Consider the following 20,874-nt stretch of genomic DNA (forward strand, 5'->3'; position numbering starts at 1 on the left):
CTGCAGGCGACAACCGCCGCTTCCTGAACGGCATGCTCTATGTATTGCGCGCAGGCTGTCCCTGGCGCGACATACATGACCGCTACGGCAAGTAGAACTCGGTCTATGTCCGCTTTCGCCGCTGGGCCGAGCAGGGCGTATGGGACGCAATGCTGCAAACCCTGGTCGATCTGGGCCTCACCGATGACTGGCAGCACATGATCGATAGCACCAGCATTCGCGGCCACGTCTCGGCTGCGGGCGGAAAAGGGAGGCTCGTGCGAACGCTCCTGGTCGATCACGCGGCGGTTTTACAAGCAAGATCCACGCCCGGGCAGACAATCAGGGACGCCCTCTTGGTTTCATCCTGACTGGTGGTGAAGCATCGGACTACACTGGCGCCGAGCCGCTCATGGCGATCCCGGCCGCTACGCCGAGGGCATTGCTGGCAGACAAAGGATACGATGGTGACGGTTCCGCCAATGCCTGCTGATGCGGGGCATCCTACCGATCATCCCGCCACGCTCGAACCGTAAAGCGCCAGAGCATCCCGACTATCGCCGCTATCAGGACTGAAACCGCATCGAACTTATGTTTGGTAAGCTCAAGCAGCGACGCCGGAGCGCCACCCGCTGCGACAAGAGCATCCTGTCTTTCGATAGCTTCCTCAATCTTGCAGCCGCCAGGCTATGGCTCCGGTCTTTTGTCAACGCGGCCTAGCATCAGGGTACTCGATAAATCTTGGCCCATATGGCCGAATATCCGAGCAAAAAGCTCCCTCTGATGACGAATTCGCCAGCACCTGAAGTTCATGCGCGAGCACGCGCAACTTAGGTTCGACAACTCCCACCATAATCATCGCGTTCGCTTCCTTCGACACGAATGCGGCAAACGGCGGCAGTTCCTATCGCGGCATCTAAGTCTCTTATCAGTCGTTGATTACTGAAGGACGCATATACCCCCGAACAACAAGAAACTATACTGGTAAGCTTTTGTATATACTAAACAAATATTGATCGTTTTATTCGACACTGAATCACTCGCAAAAGTTGTGCCACCTGAATCTGCGTCAGGATGTCCGCGCCATTCTTCTCGGTATCATGTGGAGCCCTCTCCCGAGGCCGTTAACTGAAGCTGTCGCGTTAGATCTGAACACTGCGAATACTGGAGTTTGTAATCGGCCACTCATCGTAGACAGCGCCGCGGCACAACGTCGTTTCACTCATGGGAAAAACGTGCAACCGATCAGAATCCGTATAGTTTGCGGTTTCGCAACGCCGCGCAGACGGACGCGTTTAAGAATACTCTGTCTCCCAACGCGCCCTTACGAAGGCCTGTCGGAGACAGAGATTTTTGGTTCTAGGCCGATAGGGCCTGGTTCGTGCCTGGCAGCTCGTACCCAATGATACGGGCGTAATCCCGTGGCACAACCTGCCAGAACTGCGACAGGACACGGTCCCAACGATGGAGCAGCTCGGCAGCATGGGCGCTGCCCGTCTCATCCGCATGACGCTGAACGAGTCCGCGCAGGGTTTCCTCCCATTCGCTTCCCGCTTCGACACGTCCCCACAACACGGTATCGGGATTTACACGACGCTCGAAAGCCCCCTCACGATCGAGCACGAAGGCCATGCCCCCCGTGAACCCGGCTCCGAAATTATCGCCGATATGCCCAAGGATCACGACCGTGCCGCCGGTCATGTACTCGCAGCCATTCGAGCCACAGCCCTCCACCACAGCGGTCGCTCCCGAGTTGCGCACTGCAAAGCGCTCACCCGCCTGCCCGGCCGCGAAAAGCGACCCCGCGGTCGCGCCATACAGCACGGTATTGCCGATGATCGCATTGTCGTCGGACCGCCACGGCGCGGTGGGTGAAGGACGAACGACAATCGTGCCACCCGACAGACCCTTGCCCACATAGTCATTGGCATCGCCAACCACGTCGAGCTTGAGGCCCTGCACGGCGAACGCCCCGAGCGACTGACCGGCTGAACCACGCAGACGCAGGGTCAGATGCCCCTCGGGCAGGGTTTTCATGCCGAATTTGCGTGTGATCAGCGATGAAACGCGCGTGCCGATAGCGCGATGCGTGTTCTGCACCGTGTAGTGCAGATGCAGCTTCTCGCGATGATCGAAAAGCGGCGTCGCATCGGCGATAACCTGAGCGTCGAGCGTCTCCGGCACCTCGTTGCGCCCCTCACGGGTGCAATAGCGCGCATCCGGCCCCGGATCGGCCTGAACCAGCAACGAGTTCAGATCCAGATCGTCCAGATAATCCGCACCGCGCGAGACCTGACGCAGAAGATCCGTGCGACCGATGATTTCTTCGACGCTCTTGAAGCCAAGCTCGGCCAGAATGTTGCGCACGTCCTCGGCGATGAAGGAGAAGAGGTTGATCACCTTCTCGGGTGTGCCCTCGAACTTGGCGCGCAGCGCCTCATCCTGAACGCACACGCCCACCGGGCAGGTATTGGAATGGCACTGGCGCACCATGATGCAGCCCATGGCCACAAGGGCCGCTGTGCCGATGCCGAACTCCTCGGCGCCCAGCATGGCCGCCATCACCACGTCGCGCCCGGTCTTGAGACCGCCATCGGTACGCAGGGTCACGCGATGGCGCAGACGGTTGAGTGTCAGCACCTGATTGGCCTCGGTGAGCCCCATCTCCCAGGGAAGACCCGCATATTTGATGGAAGATTGCGGGCTCGCCCCCGTGCCACCGCAATGGCCCGAGATCATGATCGCATCTGCCTTCGCCTTGGCCACGCCAGCGGCAATGGTGCCGATGCCGGTACGGGCCACGAGCTTGACCGTGACAGTCGCCTCCGGATTGATCTGCTTCAGGTCATAGATGAGCTGAGCCAGATCCTCGATGGAATAAATGTCATGATGCGGCGGCGGCGAAATGAGCGTCACGCCAGGTGTGGCATGGCGCAGCTTGCCGATGAGTTCCGTCACCTTGAAACCGGGCAGCTGCCCGCCCTCACCCGGCTTGGCACCCTGGGCGACCTTGATCTCGATCTCGCTGCAATTATTCAGATATTCCGCCGTGACGCCAAAGCGCCCCGAGGCCACCTGCTTGATTTTCGAGCTCGCATTGTCGCCATTCTCGCGCGGTGTGAAGCGCGACGCGTCCTCACCACCCTCCCCCGAATCCGACTTCGCGCCGATACGGTTCATGGCAATCGCGAGGGTCTCATGCGCTTCGGGACTCAGCGCACCGAGAGAGATGCCCGGTGCCACGAGACGACGGCGAATGGCGGTGATGCTTTCGACGTCTTCCACGGGAATCGGCTCGCGCACCCGGCGGAAATCGAGCAGATCGCGCAGAGCGGTCGGCGGCTGACGACGCACGGCATCGGCGTAACGCTTGAACAGCGAGAAGCTGTCAGTCGAGACGGCCGTCTGAAGCATATGGATGAGCTGGCCACTGAAGGCGTGGACTTCACCCTTGCGACGCAGCTTGTAGAGGCCGCCAATCGGCAGGGCATCCACACCGCCCGCATAGGCCGTTTCGTGCGCCTTGAGCGCATTACGGGCCAGACCCGGCAACCCAATGCCGGAGATGCGCGACGGCATGCCGGGGAAGAACTCGGCCACGAGCGCGCGCGACAGGCCGATGGCCTCGAAATTATAGCCCCCGCGATAGGCTGAAACGATGGAGATGCCGGATTTCGACATGATCTTGAGCAGACCCTTGTCGAGCGCCTTGCGATAACGCTCCACCGCCTCACGCAGTGACAGCTCGCCGAACAGGCCACGCTGCAAGCGGTCCGCGATGCATTCCTGCGCCAGATAGGGATTGACCGTGGTGGCCCCCACACCCACCGTCACCGCCATACCGTGCACATCCATCACATCGGAGGAGCGGACATTGAGCGAGGTGAAGGTACGCAGGGACTGACGCACAAGATGGATATGCACAGCGGCGGTCGCGAGGATCATCGGGATCGCGACGCGCTCTTCGCTCTGTCCCTCGTCGGAGAGGAAGAGATGGGTACAACCGCCCCGCACGTAATCCTCGGCCTCGTGGCGGATACGCGCGATGGCATCGCGCAGCCCGGCCTCGCCATCGGCAGCGCGGAAGGTGCAATCCACCGTCGCGCCATCCTTGCCGCAGAAATTGCGTAGCGCCTCGAACTCACCCGTGGTGAGGACAGGGCTCGGCAGTTGCAGCAGGTCGCATTGCTCGGGGGACTGATCCAGGATGTTGCCCAGATTACCGAGACGCGTGACGAGGCTCATCACGTTCATTTCGCGCAGGGAATCGATAGGCGGGTTCGTGACCTGGCTGAAGCCCTGACGGAAGTAATGGGCAAGCCCGCGATAGGTGCTCGAGAGAACCTGAAGCGGTGTATCGTCGCCCATCGAGCCGATGGCCTCTGCAGAGGTCTCGACCATGGGATGAAGGATGGTCTCCATCTCCTCATGGGTCAGGCTCATGGCCAGCTGGCGACGACGCAGCTGGTCGGGCGTAAACAGCACGGGCTCCGCGACATCCGAGCGCACGACCGAACCGATATTGCGGATATTCTTCGTCCAGGAGGCAAAATCCTGACGCTCGGCCAGAAGATCGAGCAGTTCCTGCGGCGCGTAGAGCTTGGCCTCCTGCAGGTCCAGACCCAGCGTCTCACCCGGCCCGAGGCGCCCCTTCATGCGGGTATTGGCGTCCTGCACGCGCACCATGCCGGCTTCGGACCCCACGATGAGCAGATCGTCCTGCGTGATGGTGTAGCGCAGCGGGCGCAGACCGGCGCGGTCGAGCCCGGCTACAACCCAGCGTCCATCGGTCGCACAGATGGCGGCCGGGCCGTCCCAGGGCTCCATCACGGCATTGCAATAAGAGAACAGCGCCCGATGCTTGTCGGTCATGGCCGCATTGCCACCGGCGCTTGCGGGCACCATCAACGTCTTGGCCATGGGGGCATCGCGCCCGGCATGGGTGAGCAGTTCGAACACGTTGTCGAACATCGCGGTATCGGAGCCCGCCGCCTGCACGACAGGCTTGAGATCGCCCATATAGGGGTCGAGCTCGGCATTCGCGAGACGCGTCTCGTGGCTGCGCATCCAGTTCACGTTACCCGAAAGCGTGTTGATCTCGCCATTATGCGCCAGACGGCGGAAAGGCTGGGCCAGCTTCCACGTCGGGAAGGTGTTGGTCGAGTAGCGCTGATGATAGATCGCAAAGCGTGAGACGAAACGCTCATCCAGCAGATCGGGATAGAAATCGGTCAGGTTCTCGGCGAGGAACATGCCCTTGTAGATGAGCGAACGACACGACAGCGAACATACGTAGAGATCGACCTGCGCGGCGGCGGCGGACTTCTCGATACGGCGGCGGATCACGTAGAGATCGCGCTCGAATTCGGCCTCGGAGCGGTTCAGGCGGTTACGCACCATGATCTGCTCGATCTCGGGACGTGTCGCATTGGCCTTTTCACCAATACAGGCGGTGTCGATCGGCACCTGACGCCAGCCATAGATGCCATAGCCGAAATCAAGGATCTCGCTCTCGATGATCGCGCGCCCTGCTTCCTGCGCAGCCAGATCGGTCTTGGGCAGGAAGATCATGCCAACGGCAATACGACCCTCGATATGGTCGTCACCCGCGCTGTGGATCGCCTCGGCGAAGAAATCCTGCGGGATCTCGACATGGATACCGGCACCGTCGCCGGTCTTGCCATCGGCATCGACCGCACCACGATGCCAGAGCGCCTTGAGCGCCGCAATACCGGCCAGAACCACGTCACGACGGCGCTTGCCGTCCAGCGCGGCCACCAGCCCGACGCCGCAGGCATCACGCTCCATGGTCGGGTCATAAAGGCCTTCGAGGGCGCGGACATTGTCCTGATAGGACTGGATGAAGCTCTTCTCGGTCATGGCCCTTACTCCGCCGCCACTGCCTGTGCGGCATGGTCTGATGTCATGCTCTCTGCGCCAGAGAGGAATTGATGCATTTCAGCCGCAGCCTCGCGACCGTCGCGAATGGCCCAGACCACGAGCGAGGCCCCGCGCACGATATCACCGCCCGCAAAGACGCCCGGCACACTGGTCTCGAAGCGCCCCGGCGTGACCTTGAGGGTGCCCCATTTGGTTACCGCCAGTTCAGGCGCATTCCAGTCGCCCGGCAGATCCTCGGGGTCGAAACCCAGCGCCTTGATCACAAGATCGGCCTCGATCACAAAGCTGCTCTCGGGCACGGCCTCGACCGACTGGCGGCCGGAGGCATCGGGCAGGCTCAGACGCATCTTGTGGGCGCGCACGCCGCTGACGCTGCCATCGCCCAGAAAAGCTTCCGGGCCAGCGAGCCAGGCGAAATTGACGCCTTCTTCCTCAGCGTTTTTCACTTCCTGAACCGATCCCGGCATGTTGGCGCGGTCACGGCGGTACAGGCAGGTCACTTTCTCGGCGCCCTGACGGATGGAGGTGCGTACGCAGTCCATGGCCGTGTCGCCGCCACCGATCACAACCACATGCTTGCCCCTGGCATGGAGCACGGCGTCATCGCCCGGCGTTTCGCGATAGCCACGGCGATTGGACGCCGTGAGGAAATCGAGCGCCTGAACCACACCGCCGAGCCCACTGCCCGGCACGGAAACCTCGCGCGAGCGATAAACGCCAGTCCCGAGGAAGACCGCATCGTGCTTTTCACGCAGCGCCTCGAAAGAAAGCCCACCCTCGCCTTCCCCGATGGGGGTCGAGAGATGGAAGACGATACCCTGAGCTTCGAGCAGTTCATGCCGACGCGCCAGCACGTGCTTCTCGAGCTTGAAGCTCGGGATGCCATAAACCATCAGACCGCCAACACGGTCGTGACGATCATAGACATGCACCTGATAGCCCAGTGCGCGCAGCCATTCCGCAGCGGCGAGCCCGGCTGGCCCAGCTCCGACGACGCCCACGCTCTGCGCGCGCTCGCGGGAGGGCATGCGTGGCTTGACCCAGCCCTGATCAAACGCCGTCTCGGTGATGAATTTCTCGACCGCACCGATGGTGACGCTCTCGAAATCCTTCTGGATGACGCAATTACCCTCACACAGGCGGTCCTGCGGACAGATGCGCCCGCAGATCTCGGGGAAGGTGTTGGTGGCGGAGGAGAGGCGATAGGCCTCCTCAAGACGGTTTTCCGCCGTCAGTTTCAGCCAGTCGGGAATGTTGTTGCCCAGCGGGCAATGAACCGAACAGAAGGGCACGCCGCATTGCGAACAACGGCTGGCCTGACGCTCGGCATGATCCACGGCAAAAGCGCGGTAGATCTCGCCGAAATCGTCGCGGCGCTCCGAGGCCGCACGCTTTTCAGGCATTTCCTGCGGCAATGACACAAATTGCAGCATCCGTTCGGCCACGACACGTTCTCCCCATGGGCAAGCAGACGCCGCGGGCGCCGCTTTCAAAACATGACGGACAGGTACGGCAGGCGGCACACGGGCATAAGTCAGAATTACTGACCTATAACCCGCTTAATCCGCATTTATCCGATAAAATATGCGTTTCGTGGCGGGATAAAGGACCGATACGGTCCTTTCATTTGAGAATAGTTCGCAACACGCTGATTTTTCTCAGATATTCCGGTGCTCGATCATACAGGCTTTGCGGCACGACTCCGAGTGTTTCAAGCGACCCTGTCGCTGATGTCACGATATTGTCTTCGGAGAGCATGGCGAGCTGGTCACGCGTCAGCAATTTCCCGGGGAGACGCTCGAAAAGCATTGCCTGGATTTCCGCCAGCCCGTTCGGCACCGGCAGCAGGCGGGGCGTACGTCCAACGGTCTGCGCCACAAACTGCATGATCTCTTCCATGGTGATCTGCTGCGGTCCACCCAGTTCGTAGATACCCATGTGTTCTTCCGTAAGGCAAAGGGAGGCAGCGCGCGCCACGTCCTCTACATAGACGGGTTGCAGCTTGGTTTGCGGATAATAGACCGGCAGTGCCGGGAGGCATTTCGCCATGAGGGCAAACAGCGTCAGGAAGCTGTCACCAGGACCAAACACGACACTAGGCCGCAAAAGCGCTGCATTCGGAAAAGCCTCCGTGACACGACGCTCCCCCTCCGCCTTGCTACGCCCATAGCGTGATGGCGCATCGGGTGCAGCACCAATCGCCGAAACATGGACGAAACGCGACAGTTTTGCCTCGCTTGCTCGCCGCGCGACATTTTCAGCGGCTTCGACATTCATGCGCTCAAATGTCGTGTGCCCTTTTTCGGTCAGGATCGACACCAGATTGATGGCCGCATCGGCGCCCCGCAGCGCGGCGCGCACGGACTCCTTCTCTGTCACGGAGGCGTAAACCGGCATGATACTGCCCTGCCCCGGCTTCGTCGCCAGCGCCGCGGCTTTCTGCGGTGCGCGTGAGGCCACGCGCACGTCATATCCAACATCGGCAAGCTGGCGCACGAGCGCCCGACCGATAAATCCGTTGCCCCCGAAAACGGTGATGATCGAACGGTCCATGGAAAAAATTCCTCTTTTTCTCAAAGGGGGTGTTGACGCTCCCCGCATCCACCGGTAAACGCCACCTCACCGAACGGGATGCCGGAAAAAAAACGGCGCCCCGGACAGCCTCTGAGCCCAGATGGCGGAATTGGTAGACGCGCAGGTTTCAGGTACCTGTGTCCGCAAGGACGTGGAAGTTCGAGTCTTCTTCTGGGCACCATACGAAAAACGGAAAAGCCGACGAGAAATCGTCGGCTTCCGTTTTTTCTAGCCCCAGGGTTTTTCTGACATGGCCGCAGCGAGCGCTTCGATCCATCTCCATGATGGCGATCTCCCCGACGATTTCGATCTGGGTCCGGTGGTCGCGGTCGATACAGAAGCCATGGGTCTCAACCCCCATCGTGACCGCCTGTGCCTCGTGCAGCTTTCTGCAGGCGACGGTGAAGCCCACCTCGTCCAGATTCGCCCCAAATCACTTGGCGGACGCTATGAGGACTGCCCGAATCTCAAGACCCTCCTGGCCGATGACAGCGTGACCAAGCTCATGCATTTCGCCCGTTTCGATGTCGCCCTGCTTCAGCATGCGCTCGGCATCACGGTCGCTCCCGTCATCTGCACCAAGATCGCCGCGCGTCTGGTCCGCACCTTCACCGACCGTCATGGTCTGGCCCATCTGTGCCGGGAGCTTCTGGGTGTCGATCTGGCGAAGCAGCAGCAGACGTCTGACTGGGGCTCCCAGATCCTGACCCCTGAACAATTGAGCTATGCGGCCTCAGACGTCCTGCACCTTCACGCGCTCTGGGCCAAGCTCGAGGCATTGCTGATCCGTGAAGGGCGTCGCGAACTCGCCCAGGCATGCTACGACTTCCTGCCCGCGCGTGGCCGTCTGGACATTCTCGGCTATGAAGAGCCCGATATCTTCTCGCATCGCGCCTGAGTCCGATAGACCTGCTTTAACGGGTCAACGCCTGTTTTCTCAACCGGAATAGCGGCTGGAAAGACCCGGCTTCCCATGGCAGGGTGATTGACGTCAGGCCTGCAAAGCGGGAAGAGAGCGCATGACCGAGCTTCCCCACCAAGGTGCCGATAATGTGATCCTGCCAAAGGCAGTGCATCGCTCAGCGCTGGACAGCGCACAGGCTACCCTTACTTCCGAGGCCACCGGCCTTGCCGCTCTGCAGGAGGCGCTTGCCACGCCCGGGTCGATGGGAAGCGCCTTTACAGAGGCCGTCGCCCTTATCGAGGCCACGACGGGACGCGTGGTTGTGTCCGGTATCGGCAAGTCCGGTCACATCGGGCGCAAGATCCAGGCCACCCTCGCCTCGACCGGGACCTCGGCGATCTTCGTCCACCCCGCAGAAGCAGCACACGGCGATCTCGGCATGATCGAATCCCGCGATGTCATGCTTCTCCTCTCGCAATCGGGCGAAACCAGCGAACTTGCCGCACTGCTTGAACATGCTGCCCGCCATGCCCTTCCGGTTATTGGCATCACGGCATCGCGCAGTTCCACCTTGGCGCGCGCAAGCAGCGTGGTTCTGTGCCTGCCACGCGCGAGCGAGGCATGCCCCATGGGGTTGGCCCCCACCACCAGCACAATCATGCAGCTTGCGCTCGGCGACGCCCTGGCGATCGCCCTGCTTGAACGTCGAGGCTTCACGGCCAATGATTTCAGCGCTTTCCATCCGGGCGGGTCTCTTGGCGCACTTCTCAGACCGGTGCGCCGCCTGATGCATGAGGGCGCGGCCATGCCTCTGGGGACGGCTGACATGAGTTTGTCGAACGTGATCATCGAAATGACGCGCAAGGCCTTCGGCTGTATCGGCATCGTCGATGAATCGGGCGTGCTGGTGGGGCTGGTCAGCGACGGAGACCTGCGCCCCGCCTTGAACCGGGATCTGAACATGACCCGTGCGGGCGAGATCATGAACCGCGCACCCATCACCACCCATGGCGACGTCCTCGCTCAGGAGGTCATCCACCTCATGACCGCCGGACGAAAGGCCATCAGCAGTCTTTTCGTACTGGACGAGACAAGAAGGCCGATCGGGATTATCCATCTTCATGATCTGTTGAGGACGGGAATCGCATGACCGCGCCCAATACCCCCGACGCGGGTTCCTCGGATGATCGCAAGCGCCCGCAGCGCGATGATTTCTCACGCGATGCCGCCGCTCTGGCCGCTTTGCGCGAGGCCATGCGCGACCAGGGCCAGTCACGCCAGCGCAATATCCCGACCTCGTCCGACCTCGCTTCGCGCCGACGCCTGCTGGACACAGCCAAATGGGCGCTCCCTCTTCTGGCCGCGCTGCTTCTCGGATCGATTGCCGTCTGGCCGGAAATCGCTCGCTGGCTCAGCGCCAATCGCGCAGTGATGCAGGAAATGTCCCGCATGAAGGTGGAGAGTGGGAATCTCGAGGGGGCGATCTATCGCGGCCTCGATGCCCATAACCGGCCTTACATGATCACCGCGCGCATCGCCCATCAGAACGGACCCGACCGGGTGGATCTGGTCGATCCTGTGGCCGATACCCATATGGCCGGTGGAGGCTGGGCAGAGATCAAGGCAGATACGGGCGTCTACATGCAGCATGAGCAGACACTCAATCTGACCGGGCATGTCGTTCTATACCGCGATGACGGCACGCTGCTGAACGGCCTGACCGCCGATATCGATCTGCATCGCAGCGTGATTGCCTCGAATGACTGGGTCCATGCGGAAGGGCCATTTGGCATCCTCGACGCGCAAGGCTATTTTATCGACCAGCACGCCAATCTGCTGCAATTTGTCGGGCCCCAGCGGGTCATTCGCAATGATGACCGCCAGGATGCCATGCCGTCTCTCACTTCACCTGCACACAAGGCCCCATGATGCGCCGCCTCCTTCCTGCCCTGACCCTCGGCACCTTGCTGACGGGCTTGCCGGTTCCCGGCGCTTCGATTACCGGCCTTGGGGTACCGTCGGCCCGCGCCCAGGCGATCGACATGTCGCACGGGGAGCAGGTCAATATCAGCTCCGCCGGCCCCCAGACCTATGATCACGACGCCCAGACGGTCACGTTTGTTGATCAGGCGCGCGCCATACGCGGGGATGTGACGATCGATGCCGACCAGCTGATCGGTTTTCTGCGCAAGAAGGCCCCGGATCCGAATGCCCCGAAGCCTGCTGAGGACCAGGGCGCCGACAAGAAACCCGGTGACGATGGTGCCATGGGGGGATCGATGGAGCTCTACCGCATGGAGGCAATCGGTCACGTGCATATCTATACCAGCACAGATCAGGCCTGGGGGGACAAGGCGCTCTACGATATCGACCAAGCCGTTCTGGTCATGACGGGCAAGGCACTCAAGCTCACCACCCCTCAGGACGTCATGACAGCGCGTGACGTCATGGAGTATCACGCCAATACCCGCATGTCGGTCGGGCGCGGTGACGCCACCGTGACCACCAATGATGGTAAACGAATCAAGGCCGATGTGCTCGTGGCCTTCAGCAAGCCCGACTCCGCCCAGACGAATACTCCCCAGTCTCCTGCCCCAGGCGGTGATGGCACTGCACGGTCGTCCAAGCTCGATCGTGCCTATGCATGGGGCCATGTGATGCTGCGCACACCGAACGAGACTGCCACCGGCGACCGGGGCGTGTATGTGTTCGACACCCAGATGGCCCGCCTGATCGGCCATGTGCACGTGACCAGCGGTCAGAACCAGAATAACGGGGCCTCTGCCATCGTGAACATGAAAACCGGGGTGGCTATCATGAACCCGGCCCCAGGCCAGCGTGTCGAGGGACTCGTCATCCCCAACGAGGCTGCGAGCAGCAAGCCCGGAACGATGCAATGACGGGTGCAGAAGGAACGCTTGTGACAGCGCCGGTGGAACGGGGATGAACGATACCGTGACGAACAATGAGGAAACCGTCGTCCTGCGTACGCTCAGGGACGATCCGATGACCAGCACAGGGCTTATCGCCCATGGTATCGGCAAGAGCTACAAGAAGCGTCAGGTCGTGCGCGATGTATCGATCCAGGTTCAGCGTGGCGAGGCCGTTGGGCTGCTCGGCCCGAACGGCGCTGGCAAGACGACAAGCTTCTACATGATCGTGGGGCTGGTCCAGCCGGATACCGGCACGATTACCCTCGATGGTGCCGACATCACGCAATTGCCCATGTATCGCCGCGCCCGCCTCGGGATCGGCTATCTGCCGCAGGAAGCCAGCATTTTTCGTGGGCTGAATGTCGAGCAGAATATCCTCGCAGCTCTGGAAGTGGTCGAGCCCGATTATGACCGCCGCCAGACCATGCTCGATGGGCTGCTGGCCGAGTTCGGTATCTCTCATCTGCGCCATTCGCCCTCGCTCGCCCTGTCAGGCGGCGAGCGACGTCGCCTCGAGATCGCTCGTGCGCTGGCGAGCCAGCCGAATTACATCCTGCTCGATGAGCCTCTGGCGGGCATCGACCCGATTGCCGTAGGCGAAATCCGCGATCTTGTCTCGCATCTCAAGGATCGCGGTATCGGTGTGCTGATTACCGACCATAACGTTCGCGAAACCCTTGAGGTCATCGACCGGGCCTATATCATGCATTCCGGTCAGGTGCTGATGGAAGGCATCCCCGAGGAGATCGTTGCCAATGAGGACGTGCGCCGCGTCTATCTGGGAGAAAACTTCTCCCTCTGATCGCTGATGGCGCGGCTCACTCTTCAGCCGCGCCAGACGACCGGGCTCGTCATGACGGCCGAGCTGCAACAGGCTATCGGCCTGCTTCAGCTCTCCAATCAGGAACTCCTCACCGAACTCACCCTGGCGGCGGAGGCCAATCCGCTTCTGATCGTCTCAGCCCCCGGCGCGGACGAGCCCGGCTATGAGGAGCGTCCCTGCACCGCCCTGGATGAACGCTCCGTCGACCTGCCACCCGATCTGGACCCCGATACTGCCCCACCCGATTTGTCGCGCTGGGAGGACGATCCCCTTCTGCGTCACGGTGCCCTCGATAGCGAAGACCGCACCGGGCTGGAGCCGAGGGCCGCAGAGCCCTCGGTGCTCGATCATATTCTGGCGCAGATCCGGCGTTGTTTCCCCTTTCCTCGGGAACAGGCCATCGCCCTCGCTCTTCTTGATGCGCTCGATGAGAATGGCCGTCTCGACACCCCGCCGCAGACTCTCGCGGCAGAGCTGGGCTGCACGCCGGGGGAAATCGAGGCGATGAGGGAGCAGATGCTCCTCTTCGACCCGCCCGGATGCTTTGCACTCACTCTTGCCGAGTGTCTCGCAGCACAGTTTCGTGCGGAAAACCGATACGATCCCTCGGTGGCATGTCTGCTCAATCACCTCGACTGGCTTGCGCGTGGCGAGCATGAGAGGCTGCGCAAGGCCTGCGGTCTGGACGAGAATGACTATGCCGATCTTCTCAGGGAGTTACGGACCCTGGATCCGCGCCCCGGCGCTGCGCTTGCGCAAGCCCGGCTGGATGCAGCGATTCATGATCCCGATTCATTCCACGAGGCCGCTCCCGATCTGATCATCGCTCTGGAGGACCATAACCCCGTCATTTCCCTCAACCCTGCGACATGGCCGCGTCTGGAAATTGACGACGCCCTGTATCGCAAGCTGCTGCGCGGTCGGGAGACTGATCACGAATACGCCAGGGAGAAGCAGGGAGAGGCCAGAACGCTGCTTCGCGCCGTCGAGCAGCGGGCACGCTCTCTGCTTCTGATCTGTGAGGCCGTTGCCCGACATCAATTTCATTTTCTGATCGAGGGCATCACAGCCCTGCGTCCCCTCACACTGGCACAGATCGCCAGTGCGACGGGGCTGCATGAGAGCACAGTCAGTCGCGTCACCGCGACCCGCCTGGTCGAAACGCCCCATGGTGTCCTGCCATTGCGGCGGTTTTTCTCGACGGCTCTCGGGGAAGAAGCGGAAGAAACCAGCGCAGACGCCATCAAGGCCCGCATCCGACAGATCCTCAACGCAGAGAACCCGGACGCCATCCTGTCGGATGATGCGGTGACAGCGACGTTGCAGGCGGACGGGATTGCGATACAGCGACGAACCGTCGCCAAGTACCGTGAAGCTCTTGGGATTGCAGGCTCGGCGCAGCGACGGCGCGATTACAGGATGAAAGCCACCCTCGCAGCGCGGGGATGATCGATCCCCCCTGCTTGACGGCCCGACGCCTGCAGGGATTCAGAGCGCAGCGACAGCGGTGATCTCAACCAGCCATGCGGAATTGACGAGGCGCGCCTCGACGGTGGCGCGAGCAGGCTTGTGGTTGTGATCCAGCCAGGCATCCCAGGCGCGATTCATCCCGTCGATTTCGGTGATATCGGTCAGGAATATCTGCACCGAGAGCAGACGGGTCTTGTCTGTACCGGCTTCCGCCAGAAGCACATCGATCTGGCGCAAGATATCGGCGGTCTGGCCCTCAGTATCGAGCGACGAGTCGTCGGCAACCTGACCCGCCAGATAGAGCGTATTGCCATGCCGCACAGCGCCGCTCAGACGGTTCTCTTCCGCAAAACGCTGGATATCGACGGAACGGTGGTTCATCTCAATGCACCCAGGCCGGAATCATTTCATGGTCAACGATAGCCTCGAAAGCACTCGATCTGTCTTCGGCCAGCGCCATCGGTGTTCCATCGGCCGCGTGGATGGCAAAAGCGGCTTCGCCCTCATAGACCACGGGCTTCACGTAAGCCACGCGGCTCATGCCGAACTCCTTCAGATCTTCATGCGTCATGCGACGCAGATCGGACGGGAGCGCTTGGGGGCTTGCCGCTTCTTCATTGCGCACGGTTTTGGTCATACTGCTTACTTTCACTCAGATCGAAACAGGCAAGCTACCCGATGGAACCCAGATGCCTGGGACTTCAGGGCTGTCTGTTCCAGTATCACTCGTCGTCGAGATCGCGAATGGCGCGGCTTCGGCGTGGTTTGGGCATCTCGATATGGGTAGCCCGCGTCACAGGATGCTCCCGCCGACCGGCACTGATCTCTATCCGCTTGACCCTCACCTCCGGCTGCGGACGGAACAGGTCGATATGGAGCAATCCGTTATCGAGCCATGCTTCGCCGACCTCGATATTCTCTGCCAGCACAAAGGCTTTCTGGAACTGACGCGCCGCAATACCGCGATGCAGGAAAACCCGGCCCTGACTGTCATCGGTCTGACGCCCACGGATCACGAGCTGATTATCTTCCTGGGTAATATGAAGATCGTCCATCACGAAGCCTGCGACCGCCAGAGTGATTCGCAGGGTGGTCTGATTGAGCTGCTCGATATTATAGGGGGGATAGCCGTCAGACGCGGTTTTGGAGGCGCGTTCGAGCATCTGCTCGAGATGGTCGAAACCGAGGAACATGGGTGACGTAAACAGACGGCCTGACATGCAGCCTCCTCCATGAGCGAGACATAAGAGAGATCGAGCCCGAATACGGCGCAAGATCACTTTCCCGATATGGGCATATTTGGCGCGCGCTGCAAGCGCAGCCACGTGCACAAACCCATGAAGTTTCGCAGGGTTAGCCCCTTTAGAACTGGTTTTCTGGAGGCCGACTCGTTACATCCGCAGCATCATGACAGCCCTCTCCTTCCTCACGGACATCGAGTCCATCGCCCCGACACCGATCCTGGTCGCCCCCCAGCCTGTCTTGCGTGCGATCGCGCGTGAAGTCACGGCAGATGACATGGCGCTGGTGAAGTCCCACCTGCCCGGCATGTTTTCCGCCATGTACAAGGCGCCGGGCATCGGGCTTGCCGCTCCGCAGATCGGACTCGGGCTGCGTTTTGCGCTGGTCGACGTATCCGATGAAGGCGAGCGCAACCCGATGGTGCTGATCAATCCAGAAATCATCGAAGAAACCGAACAGCTTGCGGCGCGCGAGGAAGGCTGCCTTTCCCTGCCCAACCAATATGCTGAGGTCATCCGCCCGGTCGGCGTGCGCATGCGCTACCGCACGCTCGAAGGGGCCATCGAGGAAATGGAGGCAGACGATCTTCTGGCAACCTGCCTGCAGCATGAGATCGATCATCTGGACGGCATTCTCTTTGTCGATCACCTGTCCAAGCTCAAGCGCAACATGATCATGCGCCGCCTCGCCAAGGAACAGAAAGGGCGCTGATACCATGCGCGTGGTCTTCATGGGGACGCCGGACTTCTCTGTGCCGGTCTTTGAGGCACTCCGGGCCGATGGGCACGACATCGTGGCTGTCTACACCCAGCCACCGCGCCCGGCCGGGCGCGGCAAGGCTCTGCGCGCCTCTCCGGTCCAGAATGCCGCAGAACGTGCGGGCATCGCCGTGCGCTCTCCCACGCGCATCAGAAACAACGAGGAAGAGCTGGCCTTTTTCGAAGCGCTCGGGGCCGACATCGCCATCGTCGTCGCCTATGGGCTCATCCTGCCTCAACGCATGCTCGACGCCCCCAAGAAAGGCTGCCTGAACATTCATGCCAGCCTGCTGCCGCGCTGGCGGGGAGCCTCCCCCATTCAGTCCGCCCTGCTCGCGGGCGATGCGCGCAGCGGTGTGGCGATCATGCAGATGGATGCCGGCCTCGATACGGGTGACGTACTGGCTGAAGCCGCCGTCGATCTCGGTCCCGATGAGACCGCCGCCACCCTCCATGATCGTCTCTCCTATCTCGGCGCGGAGCTGCTGATCGAGACCCTGCGCCGACCGTTCCTCCCGACGCCCCAGCCGAGTGAGGGCGTGACCTATGCCGAGCGCCTGACACGCGAGAGCGGGCGCATCGACTGGTCCAAACCGGCAGTAATCATCGACCGTCAGATACGCGGGCTCACGCCCTGGCCTGGGGCCTTCACCACGCAGGATGGCGTGGTGCTCAAGATCGGCCAGGCACGCCTCGTTTCTGCCACGTCCCCGCTCCCGCCGGGAACGGTGCTCGATGACGCCCTGACAATTGCCTGCGGCGAGGGGGCATTGCAAATCCTGACCCTGCAGCGCCCGGGCAAGGCGATGATGAAGGCCACGGATTATCTGCGTGGCACGCCCGTGACCAGAGGATCGATCCTTGGTTCATGACGGCCCCGCCCCGGGCTATCGCCGCTGGGCGCTGAAGATCGAATATGACGGGACCGGTCTGGTGGGCTGGCAAAGACAGGATAACGGCCTCTCCGTTCAGCAACTCCTGGAAGAGGCCGCCTCGAAACTCGCTGGCGATGCGCCTGTCATGAGCGCCACCGCGGGGCGCACCGATGCGGGGGTTCATGCCTCGGCCATGGTGGTTCAGCTCGACCTGCCCGAACAGGACAGGCTCGACGCCCGACAGATCAGGGACGGGATCAGCTTCCACCTCAAGCCACATCGTGTCGCCGTGCTTGAGGCCGCCGCTGCGCCACAGGGCTGGCACGCCCGGTTCTCGGCGATCTGGCGCCGCTATCGCTACACCATCCTGAACCGGCCGACACGCCCGGTGCTGGATGCCGATCATGTCTGGCATGTGAGGCGACCGCTCGACGCCAAGCTCATGAGTGAGGCAGGACAGAGCCTGCTGGGCCGCCATGATTTTTCGTCTTTCCGTGCGGCGTCCTGTCAGGCAAGCAGCCCCATCCGCACGTTGGATGTTCTGGACGTGACGCGACAAGGGCTACATTTGCATATCGATGTGCAGGCGCGGTCGTTCCTGCATCATCAGGTGCGCAATCTTGCAGGCTCGCTCCAGATGATCGGCAGCGGTCAATGGCCTGTGAGCAAGCTGCGTCAGGTCCTCGAGGCTCGCGACCGAAGACAGGCCGGACCGACAGCCCCGTCAGAGGGGCTCTGCCTTGTCGCGGTTGGCTATGAGAGCGATCCCTTCGCCTGATCCGGCCTGCTATCCAGCCAATGCTGGCGCAGGCGGGAAATGTACCCTCAAGGCTTGGGCAACGGTCCCATGATTTCCTTCAACGCGTTGTAATGGGGCGGAAGAAGTGCTGCGATCAGATACAGCGCCGCGACAGCCCCGTTGATAAGCACCACCAGAAGGGCGGCCTTGCCTCCGGAAATATTGAGACCGGCGCGGGCGACGAACCAGGCCAGCCAGAGCTCGTAAAGCTCGACGCCGATCATCACCCCGGCCAACGCCGGTCGCGATGTCGCCATGCCTGGCATCAGAAGCTGCATGACGCAGATCACAATCAGCGACAGGACCATGGGCAGCCAGCTGCTCCAGAGCAGGGCTGTGGCATAGCGCGGCCATAGTGCCTCGCGTGACCAGAAGCGCGCCGCATACTGGGAGACGACAAGCCGGGTCAGAAGCGCCGAAACCAGGATGAGAACCTTGGTAATCTCGGTGGAATTATAGCCCTGGACGAAGGTGGACAGCGCCAGCACGATGAAAAGCGCAGCGCTGGGAGCAATTGCAGCCAGCAATGCTTCCGGCGTGTTGCGAAAAGCCGCGATACCGAGCTTGTCGCCGCGTCCAAGCTGCATCACCCCGCGGATGATACGCGTGGCAGATGAAGCCGGAGTGTCGGGCTGATTAGCGGAGCCAGGTGTCACAGTCCGAATGCCTCGAGATAATCACGATAGATAAGGGTCAATGCCCGCAGATCGGCAATGGCCACACATTCATCCGCCTTGTGCATGGTGGCGCCCACAAGACCGAACTCGGCTACGGGACAATAAGAGGCGATGAAACGGGCATCGGAGGTGCCGCCGCCGGTATCGAGCCTCGGCATGCGCCCCGTGTGGCGCGAAATGACCGCCGAGAGTGCACTCACAGCTTGGCCGGGCTCTGTCAGGAATGCCTCTCCGCTGATGCTCGCCTCGACACGCGCATCGGGTGCATGGTCTGCGACGCAGCCGCGTATCCATGCCACGAGGTCCTCGCCGCGATGCTCGGTATTAAAGCGGATATTGAGCAGCGCGATCGCTTGGCTCGGGATCACATTTGTGGCCGTGTTCCCCACATCAACACTCACTACCTGAAGCGATGACGGTGCGAAATGGTCGTTACCCTCATCCAGCACACGCATGGTCAGTGCACTCAGGATCGGCAGAAGGCGGTGGATCGGATTATCGGCCAGGTGCGGATAAGCCACATGGCCCTGAACGCCATCGACCGTAATCAGGGCGTTCAGGCTGCCGCGTCGGCCGATCTTGATCACCTCGCCCAAGGCATCGGGGTTGGTCGGCTCGCCCAGAAGGCAGAAATCGGGGATCTGCCCCCTCTCCTGCATCCATGGCAGGACAACCTTCGTTCCGTGCTGTGCAGGGCCTTCCTCATCCCCCGTGATCAGAAGGCTGACCGAACCCTTGAGGGGCCGCTCGGCCTGCAGGGCGGAGACCGCCGCGATGAAGGCGGCAATGCCACCCTTCATATCGGCGATACCACGCCCGTAGAGCATTCCCTCTGCGCGCTGGGCGCCGAACGGATCATGCACCCAGCCCGGACCGGGGGGAACGACATCGGTATGACCGGCGAAACACAGATGCGGTCCGCCCTCGCCCATCCGGGCAAACAGATTGGGCGTCTCGGCACCTGCAGGGCCGGAGTCCACCCGATCAACGGTGAAACCGAGCCCCACCAGGGTGCGGGTCAGGAGTTCCATGGCCCCGTCATCGGCCGGTGTGACGGAGCGACAGGCGATGAGCTGCTCCGCCAGGGAAACGACGTCGATCGTCACGATCAGTCGCGCAGCAATTCGTTGATCGAGGTCTTGGAACGCGTGCGCTCGTCGACACGCTTGACGATCACGGCACAGGCCAGATGCGGTGCATCGGGGGTGCGACCGGGCAGTGTGCCGGGGACGACCACAGAATAGGCTGGAACGCGGCCCATGAAGATCTCGCCCGTCGCACGGTCCACGATCTTTGTGGAAGCCCCGATGAACACGCCCATCGACAGCACAGAGCCGCGTTCGACCACCACGCCCTCGGCCACTTCAGAGCGCGCGCCGATGAAGCAATCATCCTCGATGATCACGGGAGCTGCCTGAAGCGGCTCGAGCACACCGCCAATACCGGCACCGCCGCTGATATGCACGTTCTTGCCAATCTGGGCGCAGGAGCCGACCGTGGCCCAGGTATCGACCATCGTGCCGCTATCGACGCGGGCGCCGACATTGACGAAGCTGGGCATCAGCACCACACCCGGTGCGATATAGGCCGAACGACGCACAATCGCGCCCGGCACTGCACGGAAACCAGCCTCGGCAAAACGGAACTGGTCCCAGCCATCGAACTTGAGCGGCACCTTGTCGAAGCCCGGAACGCCGCCACAGGCGCGTTCGGCCACCCGGCTATCGGTGATACGGAAAGAAAGCAGAACGGCCTTCTTCAGCCATTCATGCACCACCCAGCCATTCTCGCTGGGTTCGGCCACACGCAGCTTGCCTTCGTCGAGAGATGTCAGAGCCTGTTCGATCGCCTCGCGCGCCTCACCTTCCGTGTGAGCGTTGAGCGTATCACGACGCTCCCACAGGGAGTCGATCACGGTGCGCAGATCGGAAACAGGCAT

At 61.7% G+C, this 20,874-nt stretch carries 18 protein-coding genes, 1 tRNA gene and 2 pseudogenes; 12 read left to right on the forward strand and 9 right to left on the reverse strand.

What is annotated here, in order from left to right:
- Window positions 1-5: 5 nt before the first annotated feature.
- A pseudogene (locus tag AA0535_RS15845) lies at window positions 6-95 on the forward strand (transposase); the annotation flags it as partial.
- 173 nt (window positions 96-268) lie between these two features.
- Window positions 269-472 (forward strand): annotated as a pseudogene (locus tag AA0535_RS15850) (transposase); the annotation flags it as partial.
- Between the two features lie 866 nt (window positions 473-1,338).
- Here AA0535_RS15850 and gltB read toward each other — a convergent pair.
- The 3 genes from gltB to AA0535_RS13580 form a co-directional block, all read right to left on the reverse strand.
- Window positions 1,339-5,859: a glutamate synthase large subunit gene (gltB, locus tag AA0535_RS13570; RefSeq protein WP_264817149.1), complete on the reverse strand. Its 4,521-nt coding sequence runs from the start codon at window positions 5,857-5,859 to the stop codon at window positions 1,339-1,341.
- A gap of 5 nt (window positions 5,860-5,864) precedes the next feature.
- Window positions 5,865-7,325, reverse strand: a complete 1,461-nt coding sequence (locus tag AA0535_RS13575; RefSeq protein ID WP_264817150.1) for an NAD(P)-dependent oxidoreductase — start codon at window positions 7,323-7,325, stop codon at window positions 5,865-5,867.
- Between the two features lie 178 nt (window positions 7,326-7,503).
- Entirely contained in the window at window positions 7,504-8,433 is a 930-nt protein-coding gene (locus tag AA0535_RS13580) for a complex I NDUFA9 subunit family protein (RefSeq protein ID WP_264817152.1), read from the reverse strand.
- 115 nt (window positions 8,434-8,548) lie between these two features.
- Between AA0535_RS13580 and AA0535_RS13585 the strand changes: the two genes are divergently transcribed.
- From AA0535_RS13585 to rpoN, 7 genes are all read left to right on the forward strand, one after another.
- Window positions 8,549-8,635, forward strand: a tRNA-Leu gene (locus AA0535_RS13585).
- Between the two features lie 69 nt (window positions 8,636-8,704).
- Window positions 8,705-9,352, forward strand: coding sequence for a ribonuclease D (locus AA0535_RS13590; RefSeq protein ID WP_264817154.1), 648 nt, complete (start codon window positions 8,705-8,707; stop codon window positions 9,350-9,352).
- A gap of 121 nt (window positions 9,353-9,473) precedes the next feature.
- Entirely contained in the window at window positions 9,474-10,508 is a 1,035-nt protein-coding gene (locus tag AA0535_RS13595; protein ID WP_264817156.1) for a KpsF/GutQ family sugar-phosphate isomerase, read from the forward strand.
- The gene (gene lptC / locus AA0535_RS13600; RefSeq protein ID WP_264817158.1) at window positions 10,505-11,287 is read left to right on the forward strand and encodes an LPS export ABC transporter periplasmic protein LptC; all 783 of its coding nucleotides are present in this window, start codon (window positions 10,505-10,507) and stop codon (window positions 11,285-11,287) included. The genes AA0535_RS13595 and lptC overlap by 4 nt, the downstream gene beginning before the upstream one ends.
- The gene (locus AA0535_RS13605; protein WP_264817319.1) at window positions 11,287-12,258 is read left to right on the forward strand and encodes an LptA/OstA family protein; all 972 of its coding nucleotides are present in this window, start codon (window positions 11,287-11,289) and stop codon (window positions 12,256-12,258) included. The genes lptC and AA0535_RS13605 overlap by 1 nt, the downstream gene beginning before the upstream one ends.
- A 106-nt stretch (window positions 12,259-12,364) precedes the next feature.
- Entirely contained in the window at window positions 12,365-13,093 is a 729-nt protein-coding gene (lptB, locus tag AA0535_RS13610) for an LPS export ABC transporter ATP-binding protein (RefSeq protein ID WP_373319353.1), read from the forward strand.
- A 6-nt stretch (window positions 13,094-13,099) separates the two neighbouring features.
- A complete protein-coding gene (rpoN, locus tag AA0535_RS13615; protein ID WP_264817162.1) occupies window positions 13,100-14,563 on the forward strand; it encodes an RNA polymerase factor sigma-54 in 1,464 nt (487 codons plus the stop codon).
- A 39-nt stretch (window positions 14,564-14,602) separates the two neighbouring features.
- On the opposite strand, the gene AA0535_RS13620 is transcribed toward rpoN, so the two are convergent.
- The 3 genes from AA0535_RS13620 to AA0535_RS13630 all read right to left on the reverse strand — a co-directional run bounded on the left by AA0535_RS13620 (window position 14,603) and on the right by AA0535_RS13630 (window position 15,804).
- Window positions 14,603-14,965, reverse strand: coding sequence for a RidA family protein (locus AA0535_RS13620; protein ID WP_264817163.1), 363 nt, complete (start codon window positions 14,963-14,965; stop codon window positions 14,603-14,605).
- Window position 14,966: 1 nt separating this feature from the next.
- Window positions 14,967-15,221, reverse strand: a complete 255-nt coding sequence (locus AA0535_RS13625) for a DUF1150 domain-containing protein (protein WP_264817164.1) — start codon at window positions 15,219-15,221, stop codon at window positions 14,967-14,969.
- Window positions 15,222-15,306: 85 nt separating this feature from the next.
- Window positions 15,307-15,804 carry an Hsp20 family protein gene (locus AA0535_RS13630; protein WP_264817166.1) on the reverse strand — a complete coding sequence of 166 codons (498 nt, stop codon included), beginning with the start codon at window positions 15,802-15,804 and terminating at the stop codon, window positions 15,307-15,309.
- 187 nt (window positions 15,805-15,991) lie between these two features.
- Between AA0535_RS13630 and def the strand changes: the two genes are divergently transcribed.
- The 3 genes from def to truA are packed head-to-tail and all read left to right on the forward strand — an operon-like array spanning window position 15,992 to window position 18,237.
- On the forward strand, window positions 15,992-16,537 hold the full coding sequence (def, locus tag AA0535_RS13635) for a peptide deformylase (RefSeq protein ID WP_264817167.1): 546 nt from the start codon (window positions 15,992-15,994) through the stop codon (window positions 16,535-16,537).
- A gap of 4 nt (window positions 16,538-16,541) precedes the next feature.
- A complete protein-coding gene (fmt, locus tag AA0535_RS13640; RefSeq protein ID WP_264817168.1) occupies window positions 16,542-17,456 on the forward strand; it encodes a methionyl-tRNA formyltransferase in 915 nt (304 codons plus the stop codon).
- A complete protein-coding gene (truA, locus tag AA0535_RS13645) occupies window positions 17,446-18,237 on the forward strand; it encodes a tRNA pseudouridine(38-40) synthase TruA (RefSeq protein WP_264817169.1) in 792 nt (263 codons plus the stop codon). Before fmt ends, truA begins: the two co-directional genes overlap by 11 nt.
- Window positions 18,238-18,284: 47 nt before the next feature.
- Here the strand turns inward: truA and AA0535_RS13650 are convergent, their stop codons facing one another.
- Genes AA0535_RS13650 through dapD form a run of 3 tightly spaced genes read right to left on the reverse strand, consistent with a single transcriptional unit; the run spans window position 18,285 to window position 20,874 of the window.
- Window positions 18,285-18,914 carry a hypothetical protein gene (locus AA0535_RS13650; protein WP_264817170.1) on the reverse strand — a complete coding sequence of 210 codons (630 nt, stop codon included), beginning with the start codon at window positions 18,912-18,914 and terminating at the stop codon, window positions 18,285-18,287.
- Window positions 18,911-20,041: a succinyl-diaminopimelate desuccinylase gene (dapE, locus tag AA0535_RS13655; RefSeq protein WP_264817171.1), complete on the reverse strand. Its 1,131-nt coding sequence runs from the start codon at window positions 20,039-20,041 to the stop codon at window positions 18,911-18,913. The genes AA0535_RS13650 and dapE overlap by 4 nt, the downstream gene beginning before the upstream one ends.
- Before the next feature lie 2 nt (window positions 20,042-20,043).
- A complete protein-coding gene (gene dapD, locus AA0535_RS13660) occupies window positions 20,044-20,874 on the reverse strand; it encodes a 2,3,4,5-tetrahydropyridine-2,6-dicarboxylate N-succinyltransferase (protein ID WP_264817172.1) in 831 nt (276 codons plus the stop codon).

Origin of the sequence: Asaia krungthepensis NRIC 0535 (assembly GCF_025995175.1) — a bacterium.
Classification (GTDB): domain Bacteria; phylum Pseudomonadota; class Alphaproteobacteria; order Acetobacterales; family Acetobacteraceae; genus Asaia; species Asaia krungthepensis.

Excerpts from the sequence above, each read along its gene's own strand:
- gltB (WP_264817149.1), bottom strand. The coding sequence starts at position 5,859 with ATGACCGAGAAGAGCTTCATCCAGTCCTATCAGGACAATGTCCGCGCC.
- AA0535_RS13580 (WP_264817152.1), bottom strand. The coding sequence starts at position 8,433 with ATGGACCGTTCGATCATCACCGTTTTCGGGGGCAACGGATTTATCGGT.
- AA0535_RS13590 (WP_264817154.1), top strand. The coding sequence starts at position 8,705 with ATGGCCGCAGCGAGCGCTTCGATCCATCTCCATGATGGCGATCTCCCC.
- AA0535_RS13595 (WP_264817156.1), top strand. The coding sequence starts at position 9,474 with ATGACCGAGCTTCCCCACCAAGGTGCCGATAATGTGATCCTGCCAAAG.
- lptC (WP_264817158.1), top strand. The coding sequence starts at position 10,505 with ATGACCGCGCCCAATACCCCCGACGCGGGTTCCTCGGATGATCGCAAG.
- AA0535_RS13605 (WP_264817319.1), top strand. The coding sequence starts at position 11,287 with ATGCGCCGCCTCCTTCCTGCCCTGACCCTCGGCACCTTGCTGACGGGC.
- lptB (WP_373319353.1), top strand. The coding sequence starts at position 12,365 with ATGACCAGCACAGGGCTTATCGCCCATGGTATCGGCAAGAGCTACAAG.
- rpoN (WP_264817162.1), top strand. The coding sequence starts at position 13,100 with ATGGCGCGGCTCACTCTTCAGCCGCGCCAGACGACCGGGCTCGTCATG.
- AA0535_RS13620 (WP_264817163.1), bottom strand. The coding sequence starts at position 14,965 with ATGAACCACCGTTCCGTCGATATCCAGCGTTTTGCGGAAGAGAACCGT.
- AA0535_RS13625 (WP_264817164.1), bottom strand. The coding sequence starts at position 15,221 with ATGACCAAAACCGTGCGCAATGAAGAAGCGGCAAGCCCCCAAGCGCTC.
- AA0535_RS13630 (WP_264817166.1), bottom strand. The coding sequence starts at position 15,804 with ATGTCAGGCCGTCTGTTTACGTCACCCATGTTCCTCGGTTTCGACCAT.
- def (WP_264817167.1), top strand. The coding sequence starts at position 15,992 with ATGACAGCCCTCTCCTTCCTCACGGACATCGAGTCCATCGCCCCGACA.
- fmt (WP_264817168.1), top strand. The coding sequence starts at position 16,542 with ATGCGCGTGGTCTTCATGGGGACGCCGGACTTCTCTGTGCCGGTCTTT.
- dapD (WP_264817172.1), bottom strand. The coding sequence starts at position 20,874 with ATGCCTGTTTCCGATCTGCGCACCGTGATCGACTCCCTGTGGGAGCGT.